This window comes from Tamlana crocina (genome assembly GCF_012037625.1).
The window spans coordinates 101,964-124,793 of the sequence record NZ_JAAVJS010000010.1; the positions used below are offsets into that span (position 1 = coordinate 101,964).

The 22,830-nt window shown below is 37.4% G+C and carries 22 protein-coding genes; 9 read left to right on the forward strand and 13 right to left on the reverse strand.

Features of this window, described 5'->3' with window-relative positions; translation table 11 throughout:
- Positions 1-113: 113 nt before the first annotated feature.
- On the forward strand, positions 114-599 hold the full coding sequence (locus tag HC176_RS08840) for a hypothetical protein (RefSeq protein ID WP_167917834.1): 486 nt from the start codon (positions 114-116) through the stop codon (positions 597-599).
- Positions 600-670: 71 nt separating this feature from the next.
- On the opposite strand, the gene HC176_RS08845 is transcribed toward HC176_RS08840, so the two are convergent.
- The 5 genes from HC176_RS08845 to nusB form a co-directional block, all read right to left on the reverse strand.
- Positions 671-862: a hypothetical protein gene (locus tag HC176_RS08845; protein WP_167917835.1), complete on the reverse strand. Its 192-nt coding sequence runs from the start codon at positions 860-862 to the stop codon at positions 671-673.
- A 25-nt stretch (positions 863-887) separates the two neighbouring features.
- Positions 888-1,328, reverse strand: coding sequence for a GNAT family N-acetyltransferase (locus tag HC176_RS08850; protein ID WP_167917836.1), 441 nt, complete (start codon positions 1,326-1,328; stop codon positions 888-890).
- A 355-nt stretch (positions 1,329-1,683) separates the two neighbouring features.
- Positions 1,684-1,980 (reverse strand): preprotein translocase subunit YajC, encoded by a 297-nt coding sequence (gene yajC / locus HC176_RS08855; protein WP_167917837.1) that lies wholly within the window; start codon positions 1,978-1,980, stop codon positions 1,684-1,686.
- Positions 1,981-1,986: 6 nt separating this feature from the next.
- Complete coding sequence (locus HC176_RS08860; protein ID WP_167917838.1) at positions 1,987-2,457, reverse strand: DUF1573 domain-containing protein; 471 nt, start codon at positions 2,455-2,457, stop codon at positions 1,987-1,989.
- Positions 2,458-2,540: 83 nt separating this feature from the next.
- Positions 2,541-3,452, reverse strand: coding sequence for a transcription antitermination factor NusB (nusB, locus tag HC176_RS08865; RefSeq protein WP_167917839.1), 912 nt, complete (start codon positions 3,450-3,452; stop codon positions 2,541-2,543).
- Positions 3,453-3,735: 283 nt separating this feature from the next.
- Here nusB and HC176_RS08870 point away from each other — a divergent pair, with 283 nt between their 5' ends.
- Both HC176_RS08870 and HC176_RS08875 read left to right on the forward strand, forming a co-directional pair.
- Positions 3,736-5,493: an ABC transporter ATP-binding protein gene (locus tag HC176_RS08870; RefSeq protein WP_167917840.1), complete on the forward strand. Its 1,758-nt coding sequence runs from the start codon at positions 3,736-3,738 to the stop codon at positions 5,491-5,493.
- 151 nt (positions 5,494-5,644) lie between these two features.
- Positions 5,645-6,031: a PUR family DNA/RNA-binding protein gene (locus HC176_RS08875; protein WP_167917841.1), complete on the forward strand. Its 387-nt coding sequence runs from the start codon at positions 5,645-5,647 to the stop codon at positions 6,029-6,031.
- Between the two features lie 127 nt (positions 6,032-6,158).
- Here HC176_RS08875 and HC176_RS08880 read toward each other — a convergent pair whose 3' ends face one another.
- Positions 6,159-6,494, reverse strand: a complete 336-nt coding sequence (locus tag HC176_RS08880) for a tRNA-binding protein (RefSeq protein WP_167917842.1) — start codon at positions 6,492-6,494, stop codon at positions 6,159-6,161.
- Between the two features lie 48 nt (positions 6,495-6,542).
- On the opposite strand from HC176_RS08880, the gene HC176_RS08885 reads away from it, so the two are divergent.
- Positions 6,543-7,100, forward strand: a complete 558-nt coding sequence (locus HC176_RS08885) for a thioredoxin family protein (RefSeq protein WP_167917843.1) — start codon at positions 6,543-6,545, stop codon at positions 7,098-7,100.
- Here the strand turns inward: HC176_RS08885 and HC176_RS08890 are convergent.
- The 4 genes from HC176_RS08890 to gyrA all read right to left on the reverse strand — a co-directional run bounded on the left by HC176_RS08890 (position 7,097) and on the right by gyrA (position 12,073).
- Positions 7,097-7,582, reverse strand: coding sequence for a GNAT family N-acetyltransferase (locus HC176_RS08890; protein WP_167917844.1), 486 nt, complete (start codon positions 7,580-7,582; stop codon positions 7,097-7,099). The two genes, HC176_RS08885 and HC176_RS08890, sit on opposite strands and share 4 nt — an antisense overlap.
- Complete coding sequence (locus HC176_RS08895; protein ID WP_167917845.1) at positions 7,575-8,129, reverse strand: YfiT family bacillithiol transferase; 555 nt, start codon at positions 8,127-8,129, stop codon at positions 7,575-7,577. The genes HC176_RS08890 and HC176_RS08895 overlap by 8 nt, the downstream gene beginning before the upstream one ends.
- A gap of 105 nt (positions 8,130-8,234) precedes the next feature.
- The gene (locus HC176_RS08900; protein WP_167917846.1) at positions 8,235-9,485 is read right to left on the reverse strand and encodes a tetratricopeptide repeat protein; all 1,251 of its coding nucleotides are present in this window, start codon (positions 9,483-9,485) and stop codon (positions 8,235-8,237) included.
- 23 nt (positions 9,486-9,508) lie between these two features.
- Positions 9,509-12,073 (reverse strand): DNA gyrase subunit A, encoded by a 2,565-nt coding sequence (gene gyrA / locus HC176_RS08905; RefSeq protein ID WP_167917847.1) that lies wholly within the window; start codon positions 12,071-12,073, stop codon positions 9,509-9,511.
- 257 nt (positions 12,074-12,330) lie between these two features.
- Between gyrA and HC176_RS08910 the strand changes: the two genes are divergently transcribed.
- Positions 12,331-14,877 carry an ATP-dependent Clp protease ATP-binding subunit gene (locus HC176_RS08910; protein ID WP_167917848.1) on the forward strand — a complete coding sequence of 849 codons (2,547 nt, stop codon included), beginning with the start codon at positions 12,331-12,333 and terminating at the stop codon, positions 14,875-14,877.
- 63 nt (positions 14,878-14,940) lie between these two features.
- Here the strand turns inward: HC176_RS08910 and HC176_RS08915 are convergent, their stop codons facing one another.
- Positions 14,941-15,429: an Lrp/AsnC family transcriptional regulator gene (locus HC176_RS08915; protein WP_167917849.1), complete on the reverse strand. Its 489-nt coding sequence runs from the start codon at positions 15,427-15,429 to the stop codon at positions 14,941-14,943.
- A 128-nt stretch (positions 15,430-15,557) separates the two neighbouring features.
- On the opposite strand from HC176_RS08915, the gene metE reads away from it, so the two are divergent.
- Positions 15,558-17,861, forward strand: coding sequence for a 5-methyltetrahydropteroyltriglutamate--homocysteine S-methyltransferase (gene metE / locus HC176_RS08920; RefSeq protein ID WP_167917850.1), 2,304 nt, complete (start codon positions 15,558-15,560; stop codon positions 17,859-17,861).
- Between the two features lie 92 nt (positions 17,862-17,953).
- Complete coding sequence (locus HC176_RS08925; RefSeq protein ID WP_167917851.1) at positions 17,954-18,355, forward strand: hypothetical protein; 402 nt, start codon at positions 17,954-17,956, stop codon at positions 18,353-18,355.
- On the opposite strand, the gene HC176_RS08930 is transcribed toward HC176_RS08925, so the two are convergent.
- Both HC176_RS08930 and HC176_RS08935 read right to left on the reverse strand, forming a co-directional pair.
- Positions 18,352-19,671 carry an MFS transporter gene (locus HC176_RS08930; protein ID WP_167917852.1) on the reverse strand — a complete coding sequence of 440 codons (1,320 nt, stop codon included), beginning with the start codon at positions 19,669-19,671 and terminating at the stop codon, positions 18,352-18,354. The two genes, HC176_RS08925 and HC176_RS08930, sit on opposite strands and share 4 nt — an antisense overlap.
- A gap of 68 nt (positions 19,672-19,739) precedes the next feature.
- Positions 19,740-20,555 carry a M48 family metallopeptidase gene (locus HC176_RS08935; RefSeq protein WP_167917853.1) on the reverse strand — a complete coding sequence of 272 codons (816 nt, stop codon included), beginning with the start codon at positions 20,553-20,555 and terminating at the stop codon, positions 19,740-19,742.
- A 142-nt stretch (positions 20,556-20,697) separates the two neighbouring features.
- Between HC176_RS08935 and msrB the strand changes: the two genes are divergently transcribed.
- Together msrB and HC176_RS08945 are read left to right on the forward strand one after the other, a co-directional pair.
- Complete coding sequence (gene msrB, locus HC176_RS08940) at positions 20,698-21,180, forward strand: peptide-methionine (R)-S-oxide reductase MsrB (RefSeq protein ID WP_167917854.1); 483 nt, start codon at positions 20,698-20,700, stop codon at positions 21,178-21,180.
- A 472-nt stretch (positions 21,181-21,652) separates the two neighbouring features.
- The gene (locus HC176_RS08945; RefSeq protein ID WP_167917855.1) at positions 21,653-22,819 is read left to right on the forward strand and encodes an agmatine deiminase family protein; all 1,167 of its coding nucleotides are present in this window, start codon (positions 21,653-21,655) and stop codon (positions 22,817-22,819) included.
- The last annotated feature ends 11 nt before the right edge of the window (positions 22,820-22,830 follow it).

Sequence of the window (22,830 nt, forward strand, 5' to 3'; positions counted from 1 at the left end):
TGTTAAATATAATAACAATGAGCATGCTATTTTTGTAAAATAGTACGATGATCAAAAATGATCTATTCTGTTCAAAACATCGTATATTCAAATAACATTAAAACTTACACTTTATGAAGAAATTATTTTTATTATCACTAACAGTATTAGGTTTTGCAATAACATCAAACGCTCAGGATTTTTCTGAGAATGCCATTGGACTTCGTTTAGGAGATAGCGATGGTTTTGGAGCAGAAATCTCGTATCAGCGTGCATTGGGTAGCGATACCCGATTGGAATTAGATTTAGGATTAAGAAGCGGTAATGGCTACGATGGCTTTAAATTGGCTGCTTTGCACCAATGGGTTTGGCTTCTTGATGGTAATTTCAACTGGTTTGCAGGTGTAGGTGGCGGTATTGGCTCTTATAGCTTTGACAACGTACCTGCTGGATTTGATGACAGCGAAACCTTTATTTTTGCTGCGGGTGACATTGGTATCGAATACAACTTTGACATTCCGTTGGTAATTTCAATTGATGCCAGACCAGAATTTGGTTTTGGTGATTACAGAGATGATTTAGATTTTGATATTGCGCTTGGTATCCGTTACCAATTCTAATCAAACTCTTTTAAATAACTAAAAAAAGCACCTAAAAAGGTGCTTTTTTTATGGTTAATTTTACCAATAAACTATATGAACAGCATACAGTCGTCACAGCTTTTTACTTCACCAAAATAAGTCTCACGATATTTATGAAGTGTTTTTACCGGAAGCCCCAAAACATAGCGTTTAATGTAGGTAACTTTTGTTGTAAGTTCTCCCATTTTAGAGGTATATCGTTTTTCGTATTTTGTATTTCTTTTTATATATAATATTTTCATGTATTTTCTTTTTTTAAATTGAATGTTACGGTCTTTCTAACCGCATCTCTATATTTCTGGCCTTAAATCCTTTGTCCTTAAACAAGTTAATGGCCGGGTTTTCTTTGTTAATGTGAATAGCAATATCGCCTTTGCAATATTTTATGGTGTGCTCTATTAATTTCTTGCCTAAACCTTTTCCTCTTAGTTCTTTTTTAACGGCCACGTAAACTAAAATGTTTTCTGAAAGGTACTCGTTCATTCCGGTTCGGTTTACCACAACGGCCCCTAAAATTTCATCTTTGTCTTCCATAACAAACACATAACCACCCAAGCCGGGTATTTCCTTGGCGGCATACATTAAAGATTTTCTTATTGCGCTTTTTGAATCCCTAAACTGATCGAAATTTTGAAATAAAAAATTGGTAACACGATTTATGTCAAAAATGGATAGCCTTGAAAAAGCATCATAGGTTTTAATTGTCATGTATTCTGTTTTATGGTCAACCTAAATTAAACAGGATAAACTTAAAAATGATTGAGGTAAATTATTAAAGTAAATCACAGAACCAATGCACTGGATTTATAAAAAAGGCAAATACGCTATTTAATGATTTGAATTTGCCGGAGGAATAAATTTTTCAGATTGAATTCTGAAAACCAGATAATTAAAATTGAAGATTCTGTAATTTTGTTTTTTGTGTATTCCTTTACGCATGTTTTGCAAATTTACTAAAACCTATGGCCAATAGCAAATTACGAGCTATCGGATAATCATAAAACAATGTTAAACAAAAAAGCCTCCATAATTGGAGGCTTTAAGTTTTTAAAAACGAGCTATTCTATTTTGATGGCTTTGCCGGAGCGTTAAGCTTACTGCTCATTTCCATTGAAATGGCCGATTTATCAAACTTCAGCTTTCCTGCCAATGTTTCAATAACGCAAGTGTTGTCCCTATCGTTTAGATCTGCAACTTTACCGTGCAAACCACTTTTGGTAACCACTTTATCGCCACGCTTTAGTTCGGCCGCAAATTTTTTCTCTTTTTTGGCACGTTTCATTTGTGGTGCAATCATGAAAAAATACACTACCACAAACATTAAAATTATTGGTAAAAAACCACCTAATCCTTCTCCCATAATATACTAGCTTTTAGCTTCTGCTTTAGTTGGGTCTGGTTTTACAAACGCCGTTATTTTAACTATTTCGCTTCCTTTTTCGGTATTGGCCGTAACCGTAATGGTTTTGGTTATTTTGTTTGAACCGCTACCGTTAAACTTCACGGTGAATTTTCCAGAATCTCCAGGAGCTAATGGCTCTCTGCTCCAATCTTGTGGCACGGTACAACCGCAAGAACTTTTAATATCGGTAATTACCAATGGCGCATCGCCTGTATTTTTATAACTAAAAACCGTTTCGACAGCAGTTTTGGCTTCAATTTCACCAAAATCGTGCTCTTTTTTATCGAACTCAATTACCGGAAATTTTGAGGATACGGCATCTCTTTCGGCCGCGGCTGCAACATTGCTTTCTTCAATTTTTTGAGCAGCATTTTCTTTACACGAGGTAAAGGCTACCAAACATAAGGCACTTAAGCTTAAAATTATTTTTTTCATAAATAGACTTATTAATTTTTAAGGTGAACAAAAATAGGAATTATTAAAACCGATTAAAAATTTTTCGGGTTTTCTTAACAAAATCACATCAGCCCTCGTCCCACTTTATTCAATTTATCTGAGGCTTCGTATTCCTTAACCAACTTATCTAAAATACCATTGATAAAGATGCTGCTTTTTGGAGTGGAGTATTCTTTCGAAATTTCCAAATACTCATTAATGGTCACTTTCACAGGAATAGACGGAAAATTTTTAAGCTCGCTAATGGCCATTTGCAACAAAGTATAATCTATAGATGCGATGCGCTCGGTATCCCAGTTTTTTGTTTTGGCCTCTATTTCTTTATTAATGGCCGAACGGTTTAAAAGGGTTTTTCGGAACAGTTCGATGGCAAACTGTTTGTCGTCAATATCTTTATATAATTTTGGAGTAAAAAAGTGTTCGTTGCTGGTTAGCTTTGCTTTGCGCAACAGCTTTAAAATTGTGGTGTTTACCGTTGGCAAATCGTCCAGCCAAGTGAGGTTTTTATCCTCCAGATAATCGTAAAGTTTTTCGTTGGGCGCAATAATTTCTTTAAAAATATCAACCAGAAACTCTTTGTCTTCTTTAAAATCAGACACTCTGGTTTTCATGTATTCTTTGTAAAGGTCGCTCGCCGTTATGGCTTTAAAAATCACATCTACATACTCATCGTCCAAATCCCAATAATTTGTATTATGGGCCTTAAAAGCATCTTTAAGCGATTCGTTTTCAGAAATCAACTTCAGCAATTGGTTGTTAACGAACTTTCTGTTAGGATCTTTGTCTTCTTTAGTAGCCAAATGTTTGTTTTGCTTTTTTTGCAAGTCGGTCTCGGCTTTTTTCTGAACTTCAACCAATAACGACATCAGCAGTAAATACAAATTGTACATATTGTCTATACTAAACAACAAAAACTTTTGGTCTTTACTAAAATCGTCACTTTCGCTCCCCTTAAAGGCATAAAGTGTTTGCATTACTTTTACACGGATATGGCGCCTGCTCAACATCATTACAAAGAACTGTTTTAAAAAAGATGAAATTTATCTTGGTTTTACGCGGCAAAAATAAAACTATATTTAAAAACCACATACTTTTATTTGCTTTATTGAAAAGATTCGCCTTCTGAAAACGGTTTTGAAAGAAATCCTAACACCACCCCAAACCAAAGCTTTAATGTATTTTTAACAATTAGCTAGCCTTAGCCCCCGCTTTTATTGGTATTTAAACCCTATATTTGCGTTCTACTTTAGGTTTATAATGAAGGAACTACAACACTTAAACAAATACTTTTTAAAATACAAAACACATTTAATTTTAGGGGTTATCATCACCATTATAGCCCGGATTTTTTTACTGTTTACCCCACGCTATGTAAAACAGATTTTTGTGGTTATTGAAAACTACATGGATAGTGAAGTAACCAAAACGGCTCTAAAATCTGAACTGACCGAGGTTATACTGTTCATTATAGGAGCCGCAGTGGTTGGTGCCCTACTCACCTTTTTTATGCGGCAAACCATTATTAATGTGTCGCGTTATATTGAGTTCGATTTAAAAAATGAAGTTTACGAACAGTACCAAAGACTTTCACTGAACTTTTACAAAAAAAACAGAACGGGCGATTTAATGAACCGCATTACCGAAGACGTGGGCCGTGTACGCATGTATGTAGGCCCCGCGCTTATGTACAGCATCAACACCATTACCCTGTTTGTAATCGTTATTATTTACATGGTAAATGCCTCGCCAAAACTAACGCTTTATACTATTGTACCCTTGCCCATTTTGTCGGTTATCATCTATAAATTGAGCAAGGAAATACACAAACGCAGTACTATTGTTCAGGAGTATTTATCGCAACTATCCACCTTTACGCAAGAATCCTTTAGTGGTATTTATGTGATAAAAGCCTACGGCATAGAACCCCAAACATCTGCCAATTTTAGAACCTTGGCGAAAGAAAGCAAGGAAAAACAAATCAGTTTGGCCAATGTACAGGCTTGGTTTTTCCCGATGATGATTTTACTCATTGGAACCAGCAACCTTATGGTGGTTTATATTGGCGGCATGCAGTACATTAACAGTGAAATTGAAAGTGTGGGTACTATTGCCGAGTTTATTATATATGTAAACATGCTTACTTGGCCGGTGGCAACCGTGGGCTGGGTAACTTCAATAGTACAGCAGGCCGAAGCCTCACAAAAACGTATCAACGAGTTTTTAAAAATTGAACCCGAAATAAAGAATACGTCCACAACTGAACCCCATGTTGATGGGAATATAAGCTTCAACAATGTCTATTTCACTTATGACGACACAAATATTCAAGCTTTAAAATGCGTAAGTTTTAATATTAACGAAGGGGAAACCTTAGCTATTTTGGGAAAAACTGGTTCCGGAAAATCGACTATTTTAGATCTTATTGGACGCCTTTATGACATTGACCAAGGTAGCATTACTATTGGTGGAACCCACATAAACAATCATCATTTAACCAGTTTACGAGAAAGTATTGGCTACGTACCCCAAGATGCTTTTTTGTTTTCAGATAGCATTAAAAACAATATAAAATTCGGAAAACAGGATGCTACTGATGAGGACGTTATCGAAGCTGCAAAGAATGCGCAAGTACACAAAAACATCATCAAATTTAACAAAGGATACGATACGGTTTTGGGCGAACGCGGCATTACACTTTCTGGCGGACAAAAACAACGGGTTTCTATTGCCCGAGCCATAATAAAATCGCCAAAAATATTATTGTTTGACGATTGCCTTTCAGCCGTTGATACCGAAACCGAAGAAAAAATACTCAAAACACTCAATAAAATTTCAAAAGGAAAAACCTCTATTATTGTTAGCCACAGGGTCTCTTCAGCTAAAAACGCCGACAAAATTATAGTTTTAGACGATGGCAAAGTAGTTCAGGAAGGCAACCATGAATCTTTAATCAACGTTGAGGGCTACTACCAAAATCTATATTTAAAACAGTTAAGCGAAACAACTGAAAAATAACATTTTACAGATTCACCCCACAAAACTGATTCTGTTTTTTGTTCAATAAAAAGTCAAAAAGCGAAAAGAAACTTCAAAAAATGTTGGTAAGTTTAGCTTTTTTTTAGATTTTTGGAACACTATTGATTAATAAACATAATTTAATTGAACGATGAACAATAACGGAATGATGGAGAAAGAGGAAATTTTTTCGAAAGTATTAAGAGCAGGAAGACGTACTTATTTTTTTGATGTGAGAGCTACAAAGGCGGATGATTACTACCTTACAATAACCGAAAGCAAAAAGTTCACCAATGACGACGGATCGTTTTATTATAAAAAGCACAAAATCTACATTTACAAAGAAGATTTTAACGAGTTCAAGGATATTTTAACCGAAACTACCGATTATATCATTCGTGAAAAAGGTGACGAAGTAATTAGCGAGCGCCACCAAAAAGACTTTAAAAAAGAATATGATAGCGAACCACGCGTTACCGAAGATGAGTTAAAAACAACATCGGGAAGTTTTACTGATATTGATTTTGATGATATTTAAACATCGTTCTTACAAAAAACAAAACCGTAACATTTCTGTTGCGGTTTTTTTTGTGCTTAAAAAGTTCCCTGTCAGATTGAGCGCAGTCGAAATCATTTTAAAATGACAATTGCCATTTAACTATAAATTAATTTACCGAAGTGCCTTTCTTCACTTTATTTTCAGGATTCAAAAGATGAACGTCTTTTCCATTAACCGCTCCAACCACCAAACATTCACTCATAAATTTGGCGATTTGTTTCCTGGGGAAATTCACAACAGCCACAATTTGCTTCTGCAATAAATCCTCTTTTTTATACAAAGTGGTAATCTGTGCCGATGATTTTTTAATGCCCAATTCTCCAAAATCTATAACCAATTGGTACGCTGGGTTTCTGGCCTCGGGAAAATCATTAACCTCAATAATGGTGCCTACACGTAAATCGACTTTGCTAAAATCTTTAAAAGTTATCGCTTCATTCATTTTTCAAAAATATAAATTATCACGAACTTTGAAGTAAACTTTAAAAATATGGCACGCACACCTTCAAATATGCTTCCGCTCGGTACACAAGCACCGTTTTTCGAACTTCAGGATACCGTTAGCGAGAACCTTGTAAGTATTGAGCAAATTAAAGGCGAAAAAGGCACTGTTGTAATGTTTATTTGCAACCACTGCCCTTTTGTTATTCATGTGAATGAAGAAATGGTAAAAGTGGCCAACACTTACGCGGAAAAAGGGATTGGTTTTGTGGCGATTTCGAGCAACGATGTGAAAAACTATCCGCAAGATTCGCCCGAAAAAATGAAAGTCCATGCCGAAGAAAACCACTACCCGTTTCCTTATTTGTACGATGAAACCCAGGAAACTGCCAAAGCTTACGATGCAGCTTGCACCCCCGATTTTTATGTTTTTGATGCGGATTTGAAATTGGTTTACCGTGGTCAATTGGATAGCTCTCGGCCCGAAAATGGCATTCCCGTAACGGGTGAAGATTTAAGGCACGCCTTGAACTGCCTTATTGAAGGACGCGAAAATACCCAATTGCAAAAACCAAGTATTGGCTGCAATATAAAATGGAAGCCTTAAACCAGTTTTAACTGGAACACCCCAACATCCAACCACTGGCCAAACTTGTACCCCACCTCATTAAAATGGGCCACTTGCTTAAAGTTCAATTTTTCGTGGAGTTTTACGCTGGCATCATTGGGCAAAGTCAAAACCCCTAGCGCTATATGGAAGTTTTTCGCTTTTAAAAGGCTCAATAATTCGGTGTAAAGTTTGGTGCCAATTTGCTTTCCATGTTCGCCGTGCTTTAAATAAACAGTAGTTTCAACGGTATTCTTGTAAGCTGGTTTTGGCCTAAATTGGCTTCCGTAGGCATAGCCTAAAATATTGTTGTTTTCTTCAAAAACCAAAATAGGATACACTTCTGCAATGTGATTTAGTTTTTCTGAAAAAACAGCGATTTCCAAAGGTGCATCATCAAATGTGGCTACCGAATGCAATACATAATGGTTGTAAATATCCAATAAAGCCTCGGCATCATTATGTTGAAATGCTCTAATCATTTTTAAGCCACCCCTTACGTTTCAACAAATTTTCAATATGCGCATAATGGTGGTTACTATGCCACACATAATTTCCAATGGTGTATTTTAAAGTGAAATTGGAATTGGTTTCTGGATGGACAAAATATCTGTTCAAGTCTTCTTCATTCAAGTGTTTTAGCAAATACACTATTTTTGCGTGAAGTGCTTTCAAATATGTTAACGATAATTCTATGGGCGCTGTATTATAATCGATGAGCTCGGCCCAACGGTCTTCGAAATAGGCCTTTATTAATGGAGCATCTTCGGTTAAAGTCCATTTTAATCGGGAGTAACAATGGTGGTGGCTATCGGCCAAATGGTGCACCACCTGCCTGATGTTCCAACCGCCTGGACGATACGGTGTGTTTAATTGTTCTTTGGAAAGATTAATGACCAATGCTTCCAATCGATCCGGGAATTGTTCTAAAACTGAAATCCAGTTTTCAATTTCTTGATTGGTAATATCTGTTGGTTGGTTGAATTTTCCGATGGGATATTTTAGGTTTTCAAGTTCTTTATCTGTCATAAACAAATATAAAAAATTGCGCCAAACAAAATCATTTCAAAATGATCCTGTTTGGCGCAAAATGTCTTTTAAAATAACTCCTATTTTAGAAGCGCTAAAAGCCTATTAATTTCCTGATTCAATAGCTTCAACCTTTGCTTTTAATTCGTTTCTTTTATCGGTTTCCCCTAAAATACTGTAAATATTCATTAAGGTTTTAGCAGCATTAAGGTTATCTGAGTCGATTTCCAATGCTTTCGATAAAAATGGAATCGCATCTTTGTAAAGGCTTTGACGCTTTTCTCTTAACTCATCATAACGCTTATTATCGGCGCTTGAAGTCCCCAAACCGTTCATTTCTTCAATAATCGGCTTTTCTTCTCCCAAGATAAGTGCCGCTAAGTTAATATAAGCGTTCACATAATTAGGATCTAAGGCAATCGCTTTTTCGTAGTAAGCTCTTGCAGCTTCGGGTTGTCCAGATTCAGCTGAAACTACTCCTAAATTATACTGTAACTCTGGGTTTTGAGGATCCATTTGAGTTGCCTTTTCTAAAAGTTCTGTAAACTTATCATTATTTCCTAACTTAAAGTGAATGTTAGCTTCGCTTAAAATTAAGTTGATGTCTTCAGGATTTTCTTTTCTCGCTTCTTCAAAAGCTGCAAGGGCTTCATCATCCTTCCCTTCGCTAACATAAATTAAAGCGATGTTTTTAACGATTTCTGGTTTTTTAGACTCGGTTTTACGCTCACCTGGTTTAACATGGCTTTTAGCCTTTACATATAAATCACGAGTGCTCTTATCTAAAACTTCCTCTTCGCCAGTCTCAACATTTGTTGCAAAGTACTCTGTATTTATACCTGTGTATCCTAAATCTTTAAGCTCTTCGTACAAAGATAATGCGCGATCGTACTCTTTTACATTGACTGCTGTTGCTGCGGCATAATACAAGAACATGGTGTCTTTTGTTGATGCTCTGTAAGACTTTTCAAAATACTTTGAAGCTTTTGAAAAATCTTGGGCTTCGTAGGCTTCATTACCTACTTTAATCATATTGTTTACCATGTTTTGCTTAAATTCCGCTACTTCAGATTGGTAATCGCCTTGAACTTTGGCAAGGCTTTCTAAAGATGCATTAACATCGGCATCCGAACCTTTTCCGTTAGCATACAACGCTTGAGCATTTAAGAAGTAATATTTGGCTTTTAGTTTTTCGTCCATTTCAGACATTAAAGATTTAGCCGCACTTAAAGCGCCTTTTGCCTCAGCAAAATTGTTTGATTTTATAGCTTTTTCAGCCGTTTTCAACTCCTTTTTTTGTGCAAACGAAAATGCACCCATTGAAACCGCTAATGCTAAAAGAATTCCTTTTTTCATTGTTTTTAATTGTAATATTAAATTTAACTTTCTGTGTTATTGTTTTCTTCGTTATTAGTATCAAGAGTTGTGCCATCTTCCGAAGCACCTGTGTTTTCAATGCCTTCAGTCTCATTTACATCTTCTTCATCATGCATCACTTTAGCCACAGCTGCAATAGAATCCTTTCCTTTTAGGTTAATAAGCTTAACACCTTGTGTAGCACGCCCCATAACTCTCAAATCGGCAACTACCATTCTAATGGCAATTCCAGACTTGTTGATAATCATCAAATCATCATTATCGGTCACACTCTTTATAGCCACTAAGTTACCAGTTTTTTCGGTAATGGAAATGGTTTTTACACCTTTTCCACCACGGTTAGTGATTCTATACACCGGTTCGCCATCTTCAGGATCGTCGATATAAGTTCGCTTACCATAACCATTTTCAGAAACGACCAATACCGATTCTTCTTGCGGATTTTCAATGGTTACCATACCAATAACTTCATCTTTATCGTGCCCTAGCGTGATACCACGAACCCCGGAAGCTCCACGGCCCATCGGTCTGGTTTTGGCTTCTTCGAAACGTATGGCCTTACCAGATTTTAATGCCAACATTACTTGGCTATTACCTGTAGTAAGCTTAGCTTCAAGCAATTCATCATTATCTTTAATGGTAATGGCATTGATGCCGTTGGTACGCGGACGTGAATACTGCTCTAAAGAGGTCTTTTTAACTTGTCCGTTCTTGGTCGCCATAATTACATAATGGCTGTTGATGTACTCTTCGTCCTTAAGATCTTGGGTACAGATAAACGCCATAACCTTGTCGTCCTGCTCTATATTAATCAAGTTTTGGATAGCACGCCCTTTTGACGTTTTGCTACCTTCAGGAATTTCGTAAACACGCATCCAGAAACATTTTCCTTTTTGGGTGAAGAACAACATGTATTGGTGGTTGGTGCCCACGAATAAATGTTCCAAGAAATCTTCGTTTCTGGTGGTTGAAGCCTTTTGGCCCACACCGCCCCTGTTTTGGGTTTTGTATTCGTTAAGCGATGTACGCTTGATATATCCCGCATGCGAAATGGTAATTACCACTTTTTCATCCGGAATCATATCCTCGATACTTAAATCGCCTCCGGCATACTCGATGGTTGAACGGCGTTCGTCACCGTACTTATCTTTAACTACTTCCAACTCTTCTTTAATAATATCCATTCTTCGCTCTTTTTTGTCGAGGATATCTTTTAAGTCTTCAATGGTAATCATTAATTCATCATACTCCGCACGTAGTTTGTCTTGCTCCAGACCGGTTAACTGGCGTAAGCGCATTTCAACAATGGCTCTGGCCTGAATTTCGGTCAATTCAAAACGCTCGATTAATTTTTCGCGAGCCTCATCGGCATTGGCAGAAGCACGGATTAACGCAATAACTTCATCAATATTATCTGAAGCGATGATCAAGCCTTCCAAAATATGGGCCCGCTCTTCGGCCTTTCGCAACTCATAAGTTGTTCTTCGTACTACAACCTCGTGTCTATGCTCAACGAAATGGTGAATAAGTTCTTTTAAGTTGAGTAATTGCGGACGCCCATCAACCAACGCAATGTTATTTACACTGAACGACGATTGCAAAGCGGTGTATTTGAACAATTTATTCAGCACGATATTTGGAATGGCATCACGTTTTAAAACGTAAACAACACGCATACCTTTTCTATCGGATTCGTCTCTTATCGAAGAAATGCCTTCAAGCTTTTTCTCATTGACCAAATCGGCAGTTTTCTTGATCATGTCTGCCTTGTTCACTTGGTAGGGAATTTCGGTAACTACAATACACTCTCTTCCGTTCACTTCCTCAACATTCGCTTTGGCCCGCATTACGATACGCCCTCTTCCTGTATGGAACGCTTCGCGAACACCATCATAACCATAAATGGTACCTCCCGTTGGGAAATCGGGTGCTTTTATAATTTGAATCAGTTCATCAACCTCAATATCGTTATTATCAATGTAGGCAATGGTTCCGTTCACTACCTCGGTAAGGTTATGTGGCGGCATATTGGTAGCCATACCCACGGCAATACCAGAAGCCCCATTGACTAATAGTCCAGGGATTCGGGTAGGTAGAACTGTTGGTTCTTTTAAGGTATCGTCGAAGTTTAATTGATGGTCTACAGTTTCCTTTTCAATATCTGCCAACATGTCTTCAGATATTTTTCGCATACGGGCCTCTGTATAACGCATCGCCGCAGGGCTATCGCCATCAATCGACCCAAAGTTACCTTGGCCATCAACCAACATATATCGTAAACTCCAATCTTGGGCCATACGTACCATGGCATCGTAAACCGATGAATCGCCGTGCGGATGATACTTACCTAAAACCTCTCCCACTATTCTTGCGGATTTTTTATGTGCCGAATTGGCTCTAACTCCTAATTCATGCATCCCGAAAAGCACACGTCGGTGTACTGGTTTTAAACCATCTCTTACATCTGGTAACGCACGTGACACAATGACCGACATTGAATAATCAATGTAGGCCGATTTCATTTCATCCTCAATGTTAATAGGAATCAATTTTTCTCCTTCTGCCATATATAATTCAATTTAATTTTATAAGTTTTCAAAACATGCTAATATAAGTATTTCATCAGTTAGGATAGGTATTTCAACGGTAATTTTTCATGTTTTTATTAACAATTTCACCCCGCTTTTCCGTTGATAAATTAGTAAACATTTATTTTGATTTTATAAACTTTTTTTTGTCAATTAGCATTTTACACAGAATTTAAGGTACAGTTTTTGCCTTTAGTAAAATGTTTTACTATTTTTAATGCAGAAAGGACAAGGATATGGATGATAATTTTTCCCCGAGAGTTAAAGATGTTATTGCTTACAGCAAAGAAGAAGCATTGCGTTTGGGTCATGATTTTATTGGCACCGAACACCTTATGCTTGGGCTTTTGCGAGATGGCAATGGCAAAGCAATAAATATACTAAACGCCCTAGAGATCGATTTAAACCACTTAAGGCGCAAAGTAGAGATATTAAGCCCCGCCAACCCAAATATTGCTGTGGCGTCAAACCAAAAGAAAAACCTGCACCTTACCAGGCAGGCAGAGCGCGCACTGAAAACCACCTTTTTGGAGGCTAAGCTGTTTCAGAGCACCTCAATCAATACGGCGCATCTTTTACTCTGTATTTTAAGGAACGAAAACGACCCCACTACCAAGCTTTTAAATAAGCTGAAAGTTGACTACGACAATGTTAAAGAACAATTTAAATTTATGATTACGAACGATAACGACTATATAGACCCTAAAGCTGAATCGTTTCAAGACGACGATACCAGCTCTGGAGACGATTCTTCAAAAGATATTTTCAACTCCCCAACGGGCAAGAGCAATAAGAAATCTAAAACTCCTGTTTTGGACAATTTTGGGCGCGATTTAACGGCTTTAGCCGAAGAAGGCAAACTTGACCCTGTTGTAGGAAGAGAAAAGGAAATTGAACGCGTTTCTCAAGTTTTAAGCCGAAGAAAGAAAAACAATCCGCTGTTAATCGGTGAACCCGGTGTGGGTAAATCGGCCATTGCAGAGGGCTTGGCTTTGCGTATTGTAAAACGAAAAGTGTCCCGTATTCTTTTCAATAAACGCGTGGTCACACTAGATTTAGCCAGTTTAGTTGCTGGAACAAAATACCGCGGACAGTTTGAAGAACGCATGAAAGCCGTAATGAACGAGTTGGAAAAAAATGATGATGTTATTTTGTTCATTGACGAAATACATACAATTGTAGGTGCCGGTGGTGCTACTGGAAGTTTAGATGCTTCAAACATGTTTAAACCTGCTTTGGCCCGTGGTGAAATTCAATGCATTGGTGCTACAACCCTTGATGAGTACAGACAATACATTGAAAAAGATGGTGCTCTTGAGCGTCGTTTCCAAAAAGTAATTGTTGAACCGACTTCGGTTGAAGAAACCATAGAAATCCTCAACAATATTAAAACAAAATATGAGGAGCACCACAATGTAGATTACACCCCAGAAGCTATTGAAGCTTGTGTAAAATTAACGAACCGGTACATGACCGATCGTTTTTTACCAGACAAGGCCATTGATGCATTAGATGAAGCTGGATCACGAGTACACATCACCAACATTGATGTTCCCAAACAGATTATTGAACTGGAAAAGCAATTGGAAGCCATTAAGGAAACAAAAAATGCCGTTGTTAGAAAGCAAAAATATGAAGAAGCGGCCAAATTAAGGGACGACGAAAAACGTATTGAAAAAGAGCTCGCCATTGCCCAAGAAAAATGGGAAGAAGATACCAAACAACACCGTGAAATTGTCACTGAAGATAACGTAGCCGATGTAGTTTCAATGATGACGGGCGTACCGGTAAACCGAATTGCACAAACCGAAATCAACAAATTGGCCGAATTACCAAAACTTATTAAAGGCAAAGTAATTGGCCAAGACGAAGCCGTTGGTAAAGTAGTAAAAGCCATTCAGCGTAACCGCGCCGGGCTTAAAGACCCGAACAAACCCATTGGTTCGTTCATTTTCTTGGGGCAAACTGGTGTTGGTAAAACGCAATTGGCTAAAATCCTTTCTCGCGAACTGTTCGATAGCGAAGATTCTTTGGTTAGAATAGACATGAGTGAGTACATGGAGAAATTTGCCATTTCTAGATTAATTGGCGCACCTCCAGGATATGTAGGTTACGAAGAAGGCGGACAGCTTACCGAAAAAGTAAGACGTAAACCTTACGCCGTTGTACTTCTTGATGAGATTGAAAAAGCGCATCCAGATGTATTTAACATGCTTCTTCAAGTGCTGGACGATGGTTATTTAACCGACAGTTTGGGAAGAAAAATTGATTTTAGAAATACCATAATCATAATGACTTCCAATATTGGAGCCCGAAAACTTAAAGATTTTGGTACCGGGATCGGTTTTGGCACCTCGTCGCAAAAGGCACAGGAAGATGCCAACGCAAGAAGCGTTATCGAAAACGCTTTGAAAAAATCGTTTGCACCAGAGTTTTTAAACCGAATTGACGATGTAGTGGTGTTCAATCCTTTGGAGAAAGAAGACATCAACAAGATTATCGATATCGAATTGGATAAACTATTGGCCAGAATAAAAGGCTTGGGCTACCAATTGACCTTAACCGATGCGGCAAAAGATTTTATTGCCGAAAAAGGTTTCGACAAACAATACGGTGCCAGACCTTTAAAACGAGCTATCCAAAAGTATGTTGAAGATGCTTTGGCCGAAGAGATTGTTGCTTCTCATCTTCAGGAAGGCGATGAAATCAATATTGATTTAGATAAAGCCACAGATGAATTAAAAATTACGATTACCAAGGCCGAAGAGCCAACAGAATCGTAAAATCACAACTGATAAAATGAAAATAGCCCGAACATGAACTCGGGCTATTTTTTTGCAATATTGTTAAATGGGCACAGCATGCGTATTCTTAATTTCACCCATCACAAATGTACTGTGGGCGCTACCTATATTCTTTATACTGCCCAAATGGTCTAAAACAAAATTTTGGTATTCTTTCATATCGGCCACCATTATCTTTAGCAAAAAATCGTAATCGCCTGAAATATTGTAACACTCCACTACCTGCTCCAATTTCATAATATCTTTCACAAACTGCCTTCCAATTTCGCGGGTGTGTTCCTTTAAGGTTACGTTACAAAACACCATCAAACCTTTATTCAGTTTTTCTGCGTCCAAAACAGCTATATAACCTTTTATAAATCCGTTTTTCTCCAATTTCTTTACGCGCTCAAAAACAGGTGTTACGGACAGGTTCACTTTTAACGCCAGTTCTTTTGTGGTTAAGTTAGATCTTGCCTGTAGTAATTTCAAAATCCTTAAATCGATTTCATCCAATTTTATTGTAGAATTTTTTTCTAAAAAGTCTTCCATATTAACATCTTAAAAGATTATTCACCCATAATAAAAATCAAAAATAGTTTATTCATCCAAAAACAACTTGCAATTATGCGTTTTTATTCTTCCATTATAATTTTGAACAGTCTAAAAAACTACAAATTATGAAAACTACCATTTTAGGATATCCCAGAATTGGAAACAAACGTGAACTCAAAAAAGCCTGCGAGCAATATTGGTCAGAAAAAACAGACCTTGAAAGCTTACAAAAAACAGCTTCAGAAATCAAACGCAAAAACTGGCTACAGCAACAAGAAATTGGCATTGACCTAATTCCTTCCAACGATTTTTCGTTTTACGATCAGGTGTTAGACATGTGTTTTTCGCTTGGATGCATTCCGGAACGATTTAAATCCATCGACCAAAACGACACCTCAAAACTCTATCTCGCCATGGCACGCGGCCTACAGGAAAACGGAATAGACGTCACCGCCATGGAAATGACCAAATGGTTCGACACCAACTACCACTACATTGTCCCGGAATTCGAAAAAAACCAATCCTTTAGTTTCTTTTCCAGAAAAGTTATTGATGAATACCAAGAAGCACTAAATCTAGGTATAAAAACAAAACCCGTTTTGATTGCGCCTGTAACATTTTTGTTGCTTGGGAAAGAAAAAGAAACCGGCTTTAATAGAATGGATTTGTTGAAAAACCTACTTCCTGTTTACTTTGAATTTATTGAAGAACTGGTTCAACTTGGTGTAGAGTATATTCAATTTGACGAACCTTGTTTGGCTCTCGACCTCAATGATAACGAACGACAAGCCATCACCTCCACTTATCAGCAAATCGCTCAAAAATTCCCAAGTTTAAAAATTTATTTAGCGAACTATTTTGACTGCTACGGAGAAAACTTAGAGACCGCCCTAAACTTACCAGTAGATACTTTGCATTTGGATTTGGTTCGATGTTCATTGCAGTTGGATGATATTTTAAATTCCGAACATTACAACCCAAAAACCAAATTAGCCTTAGGCATTGTGGACGGCAGAAACATTTGGAAAAATGATTTTGAAGCCTCATTAAAAACCATTGTAAAGGCATCTGAAAAAATTCCTTCGGAAAATTTATGGATTGCCCCATCGTGTTCTCTTCTGCATGTGCCTTACGATTTAGAACACGAACAAAACATCGACCCGAACATTAAACAATGGCTGGCCTTTGCCAAGCAAAAATTGGAAGAGGTTATTGCTCTAAAAAATTTAGCCTCAAACGAAAATGAAAGTTTCCTTTATCTTTTCGAAGAAAACAAGTTGGCCAACATCAACAAACAGCAATCAAAACTTATACACAACGAAGCTGCAAAAAATCGCATTCTAAATTTAAAAGCATCCGATAGCCTTCGGAATAGCACATTTCCCGAAAGACAACAAAAACAAAAACAAGCACTAAACTTGCCGCTCTACCCCACAACCACTATTGGGTCGTTTCCGCAGACCAAAGAAGTTAGAAGTTGGCGACTTAAACACAAAAAAGGACTGTTACCCACACCCGATTACGACAAACTGATTGCGAACGAAATTAAAGCATCAATCCGTTTTCAAGAAAGAATAGGATTGGATGTATTGGTACACGGCGAATTTGAACGGAACGATATGGTGGAGTATTTCGGCGAAAACCTCAATGGTTTTGCTTTTAGCGATTTCGGTTGGGTGCAAAGCTACGGTAGCCGCTGTGTAAAACCACCTATTTTATTTGGAGATGTTTCCCGTAAAAACGCGATAACCGTAAAATGGTCGGCTTACGCACAATCGCTCACCAACTTGCCCGTAAAGGGTATGCTTACTGGACCGGTTACAATTTTACAATGGTCGTTTGTGCGGAATGATCAACCGAGAGCCACCACCTGCAATCAAATTGCTTTGGCCATTCGTGACGAGGTTGCCGATCTGGAAAAAAACGGATTAAAAATCATTCAAATAGACGAACCGGCCATTCGTGAGGGCCTTCCACTAAAGAAAAGCGAATGGAATAAGTACCTCAATTGGGCTGTAAATGCGTTTAAAATTTCGGCGAGTGTAGCCAAAGATGACACCCAAATACATACCCACATGTGCTATTCGGAATTTAATGATATCATTTCGAGTATAGCCGATATGGATGCCGACGTGATTACCATTGAAACCTCGCGTTCTGAAATGGAATTGCTCGACGCCTTTGTGAATTTTAAATACCCCAATGAAATTGGTCCCGGTGTTTACGATATCCATTCGCCACGAGTGCCTTCGTTGGAGGAAATTGAACATTTAATCCACAAAGCCAAACGTGTATTGCCCAAAGAACATATTTGGGTAAACCCCGATTGCGGATTGAAAACCCGTGATTGGCCCGAAACCAAAAGTGCTTTGGAAAACCTCGTAAGCGTAGCCAAGAAATTACGAAAGGAGGAAACTGTTCCTGCATAGTTTTGCAGTTTTAGCACCAAAAGCTCTACACTTAAAAGCCTAAAAGTATTACTTTTGGGCTTTTTTATTTAAAAATTGATATCTTTAAACAAATGAAAAGAAAGACTTTAAACCTTCCGATAGGGCGTATAGAAATTCACGAGAACTACTTAATTGCTGAAATTCACGAAGGTAAAAGCGTTGAAGTGAGTTCGAGCGAAATTTTGGAAGACATCGCTGCTACTTACTTTAGCAACAAAATGTTTGTTTACATCACGGTCCGAAAAAATTCGTACTCTGTTAATCCTTCGGTTTACAAAAAAACCTCGCTAATAGAAAATTTGGCAGGTATTGCGGTTGTTGCTAATACTCCGTTAGCATTCAATAATGTTGAAATTGAAAAACTGTTTTCCTCCACGCCTTTTGAGTCTTTCACAAATATTGAAAGCGCTGTTAACTGGGCACATTCCTTATTGAACCAGAACGGCAAAAAAACGAATTGCGTCAACAATTAGAAATAGTCTTTATTCGTTTTTGGCACTCGAAACAAAAGAATAATTCCAAACAAAAAGAAAATAAATAAAAATAGAATCGCATTTCGCATGGTACCCGTAATTTGGTCTATACTTGCGAAAATTACCATACCGATAACAATGCCTATTTTTTCGGCCACATCATAAAAACTGAAATACGAAGTGGTGTCATCCGTTTCGGGCAAAAACTTTGAATACGTTGAGCGCGCCAGTGATTGCACCCCGCCCATCACCAAACCAACTATACCAGCCGCGATGTAAAACTGAACAGGAGTCTCCATAAAATATGCATAAAAGCACAAACTCATCCAAATAAAGTTTACGCCAATCAAGGCTTTTATATTTCCGAATTTTTCAGATGCTTTTGAAGTTAAAACAGCCCCAGCTATGGCCACCAATTGAATCACCAAAATACTCACAATTAAACCTGTGGTTTTTTCGCCGTCACTCCCCCACGCTATTTCTTCTTCACCAAAATAAACCGCCACCAACATAATGGTTTGTACCGCCATACTGAATACGAAAAAAGCATACAAATAACGTTTCAGCCTTAAATTTTGTTTGAGTTGCTTCCAAACTTGCCGCAATTCTTTCAGTCCATTGAAAACAACATTCATCGTCACTTTGTGACCGGACGAAGTACCTTTGGGTAAATAATAAAAAGAGTATTGACTAAATAAAGCCCACCAAATCCCGACCGTAATAAACGCATAACGCATCATTTGCATTTTTGCTTCACCATCACTTTGGGTCATTACCATAAACAGATTGATTATCAATAAAATAACACTCCCAAAGTACCCCAAAGAAAACCCTTTAGCACTGACACTATCTTGCTGCTCTGGAAAAGCGATATCGGGCAAATATGAATTATAAAACACCAAACTGCCCCAATAGCCAATCAAGCCCATAAAATAGAACAATAAGCTCAAATGTATGCGCTCGGGCGAAACATCAAACCAATAAAGCCCGATACAGCCGGCACTACCCACGTAACAGAAAAACTTTAAAAAATTCATTTTGTTACCCACATAATCGGCAATACCCGATAAAATGGGCGACATCACCGAAACCACTAAAAACGTAAATGCCGTGACAAAAGTGATTAGTGCCGTACTTTTAAATTCGAATCCGAATGCCCAAACGGTTTTCATTTCTGAAGCATTAGAAATAAATAACGCCGAATAAAATATGGGAAAAATCGAGGAAGCTATGGTTAGTGTATAAACCGAATTGGCCCAATCGTAAAACGCCCATGCGTTAAGAAGCTTCTTGCTCCCTTTTTTAAGTTTTTTCATAAAAAAAGCTGCTTTTTTTAGCAGCTTCTAAAGTAGAAAAATATTTTTAGTTATAAGTTATTGTTGTGTTATCTAAACGATGCCACCCCATATTTTTTAGCTTCGGCAATGGCTTTTGGAGCCAAGGCTTTTAAATTGGCTATACGGCTATCATTTGATGGGTGCGTACTTAAAATTTCTGGTGGAGCTTGCCCGCCACTGTTGGCTTTCATTCGTTTCCATAATTCGGCTGCTTCAGTAGGATTATAACCGGCAATAGCCATTAAGTATACGCCTATTTGGTCGGCTTCTGTTTCATGCGCCCTACTGAAAGGCAACATCACACCAACCTGCGAACCTACTCCGTAATATTGGTTAAAAGCGTTTCTGGATTGCTCATCTTGAATAGCGATATTTCCAGCAACAGCACCTAATTGTTGCAACATACCGGCACTCATACGTTGCTGACCATGATTGGCCAAAGCGTGCGCCACTTCATGCCCCATAATGGCAGCTACGCCAGTTTCTCCATCAGCTATGGGCAAGATACCGGTGTAAAAAACAATTTTACCCCCAGGCATACACCAAGCATTTACGGTTTTGTCAGCAACAAGGTTGTACTCCCATTTATAATCGGCCAAATATCCTTGATGCCCGTTCGCATTCAGATAACGTTCGGCTGCAACAGCAATACGCTGCCCAACTCGTTTTATCATTTCAGCATCTTTAGTCCCCGTAATTACCTTATTCTCATTTAAGAATTGGTTATACTGAGCAAAAGATGTTGGGAATAATTGTGAGTTCGGCACTAATGCCATGGTTTTTTTACCTGTAAAAGGGTTTGTGGCACAAGCAATTACCAACAAAAGCAACCCTAATATTATAAATGTTCTTTTCAATGTCATCGTTTAAAACTTTTATTCGATTATAAAAATACAAAAATCATACCTTTATATTACGACACTAATATCAATAATTTGTCACTATTCTTTTGGCTGAGAACGTTAAGTTTTTGACCCAATCACGACTAGTTTAAAAAAACATTTCATGAAAAAAACAGCCTTAGTGGTCCTAGCCATACTTTTATTCAATTGCAAAGGAAACACGCAAAAGCCCAAGAAAACAGATTTTAAGATTACAAAAACCGAAGCCGAATGGAAAGCTGAACTGACCGATATGGAATTTTACGTTTTGCGCAAGGCTGGAACAGAACGTGCTTTTTCGAGTCCGTTGAACAAAAACTACAAAGCCGGTGTTTACGTTTGCGCAGCATGCCAAACACCACTTTTTAAAAGTGAACATAAATTCGATTCTGGTACGGGTTGGCCCAGTTTTGACCGTGAGATAAAAGGCAACGTGGCTTTTTCAACCGATTATGATTTAGGCTACGCACGCACCGAAGAACACTGTGCTACCTGTGGCGGCCATTTGGGACATGTTTTTAACGACGGCCCTAAAAACACCACTGGAAAAAGGCATTGTATAAACGGAGTAGCCTTAGATTTTGTTACGAATAAAAACCTCCCATAAAAACCTTGGCTTTGATTTTCAAATGATTTTTCAATCCCTCTGCGATTTATAATCGATACGTATCTATTTTACCTATTTACTCACTTTAAAATTTCATCCAAACCACAAATCACATAAAACGAAAAACATTATAATCCTTGATGCTATAGGGGTTTCTTTTTAAATAAAAGATTTCTTGAAACGAACTATTCCGAGACAGATACGTAGGAATATTTCGCTCGTTTCATTTTTGACCGTACAAGTTGAAAAAACATATCCGAAAGCTTTCGGTACCGTATTTAGATTTCCGTTTTATTCATGGGTACTTATTCTTAATTTTTGAACTCATGAATCTTCGATTTCACAGGAATGAAATTTCAACAGAAACCCAAACACAGAGCGTTAAGGAATTCTTTTTTTATTAAAACCATCTAAAAATTAACTTTTTTATTAAATGAATTTACATTTAATTTAGACCGATTAAATGTATTATATGAAAACAATAAAAATTGTTATTGCTTTCCTGGTGATGGCACTAAGTTTAACATGGTTTTTTATAGGATACAACCAAGAATATCAAGCCTCTACCGATTTTGATGAAACTGAATCTCATTTGGTGGTTTGGTCTAGTACGCATGTTAAAACCTATAAGGGGTTTATAAAGAATTTAGCTGAGGACGACCAAGTAACATTATTTGTACCTCAACCAACCCACCTAGATAGTTTATTTTGTCAACTAAACCTATATGGCGTTAATATGGACAATGTTCAATTACAAAGTATTACCAATAATAATATTTGGATTAGAGACTTTGGCCCAGTTTTCTTGAATAATGAAAAAACAAATAAAACCAAAATTTTAAGTTTTAATTACTACAATCATACAGAAAATATATTTCCCTATGAATACCAAGCCTTTGTAAAGGAACGACTCAGAGCTTCTAAAATTGTGGGAATTGGCGGTGCCCGAGAATTAAATGGAAAAGGGTTGGCTATTTTGGTTGAAGAACATGAATTAGTAAGCAACCCAAGCCTCACCAAAGACATGATAGCTAAGGAGTTGAGAAAAAAAATAGGCGTAAAAAAAATTATATGGTTAAAAAGGGGGCTTCCCCAAGATGCCGTGTTTGCCACAACGCCCATATTTGAAAATATTTACACAGATGGGGCGAACCATATAGATAATTTTTGCAGATTTATTTCTCCAAATACAGTTTTGCTTGCCGAAGTAGATAAAAATGAAACAAATACTAACCCTATATCAAAAATAGCTAATAAACGATTGGAAGAAAATTACACTATCTTAAAAAATTCTTTAGATCAAGATGGTAATCCGTTAAATATAATTCGGATACCTGTCGCCCCTCTACTTTTTGAAAAAGAATCAAACTTCAATGAAACTAAAATTTTTATAAAACCCACCAGTTACCTAAACTTTATTATCACTAAAAATAAAGTAATTGTACCAAGCTATGCCCAGTATTTAAAGAGCGATGAAGCAATTTCCAAGGACTCTAAGGTAGAAATTATATTTAAGAGTATATTCCCTGAAAAAGAAATTGTCATGCTCGATTGTATAGAGTTGAACAGAAGCGGTGGAGGGTTTCATTGCGTAGCAATTAATAAGCCAAAACCAAAGAAAAGGAAAAAAGTAGTATAGCACATCGGTTT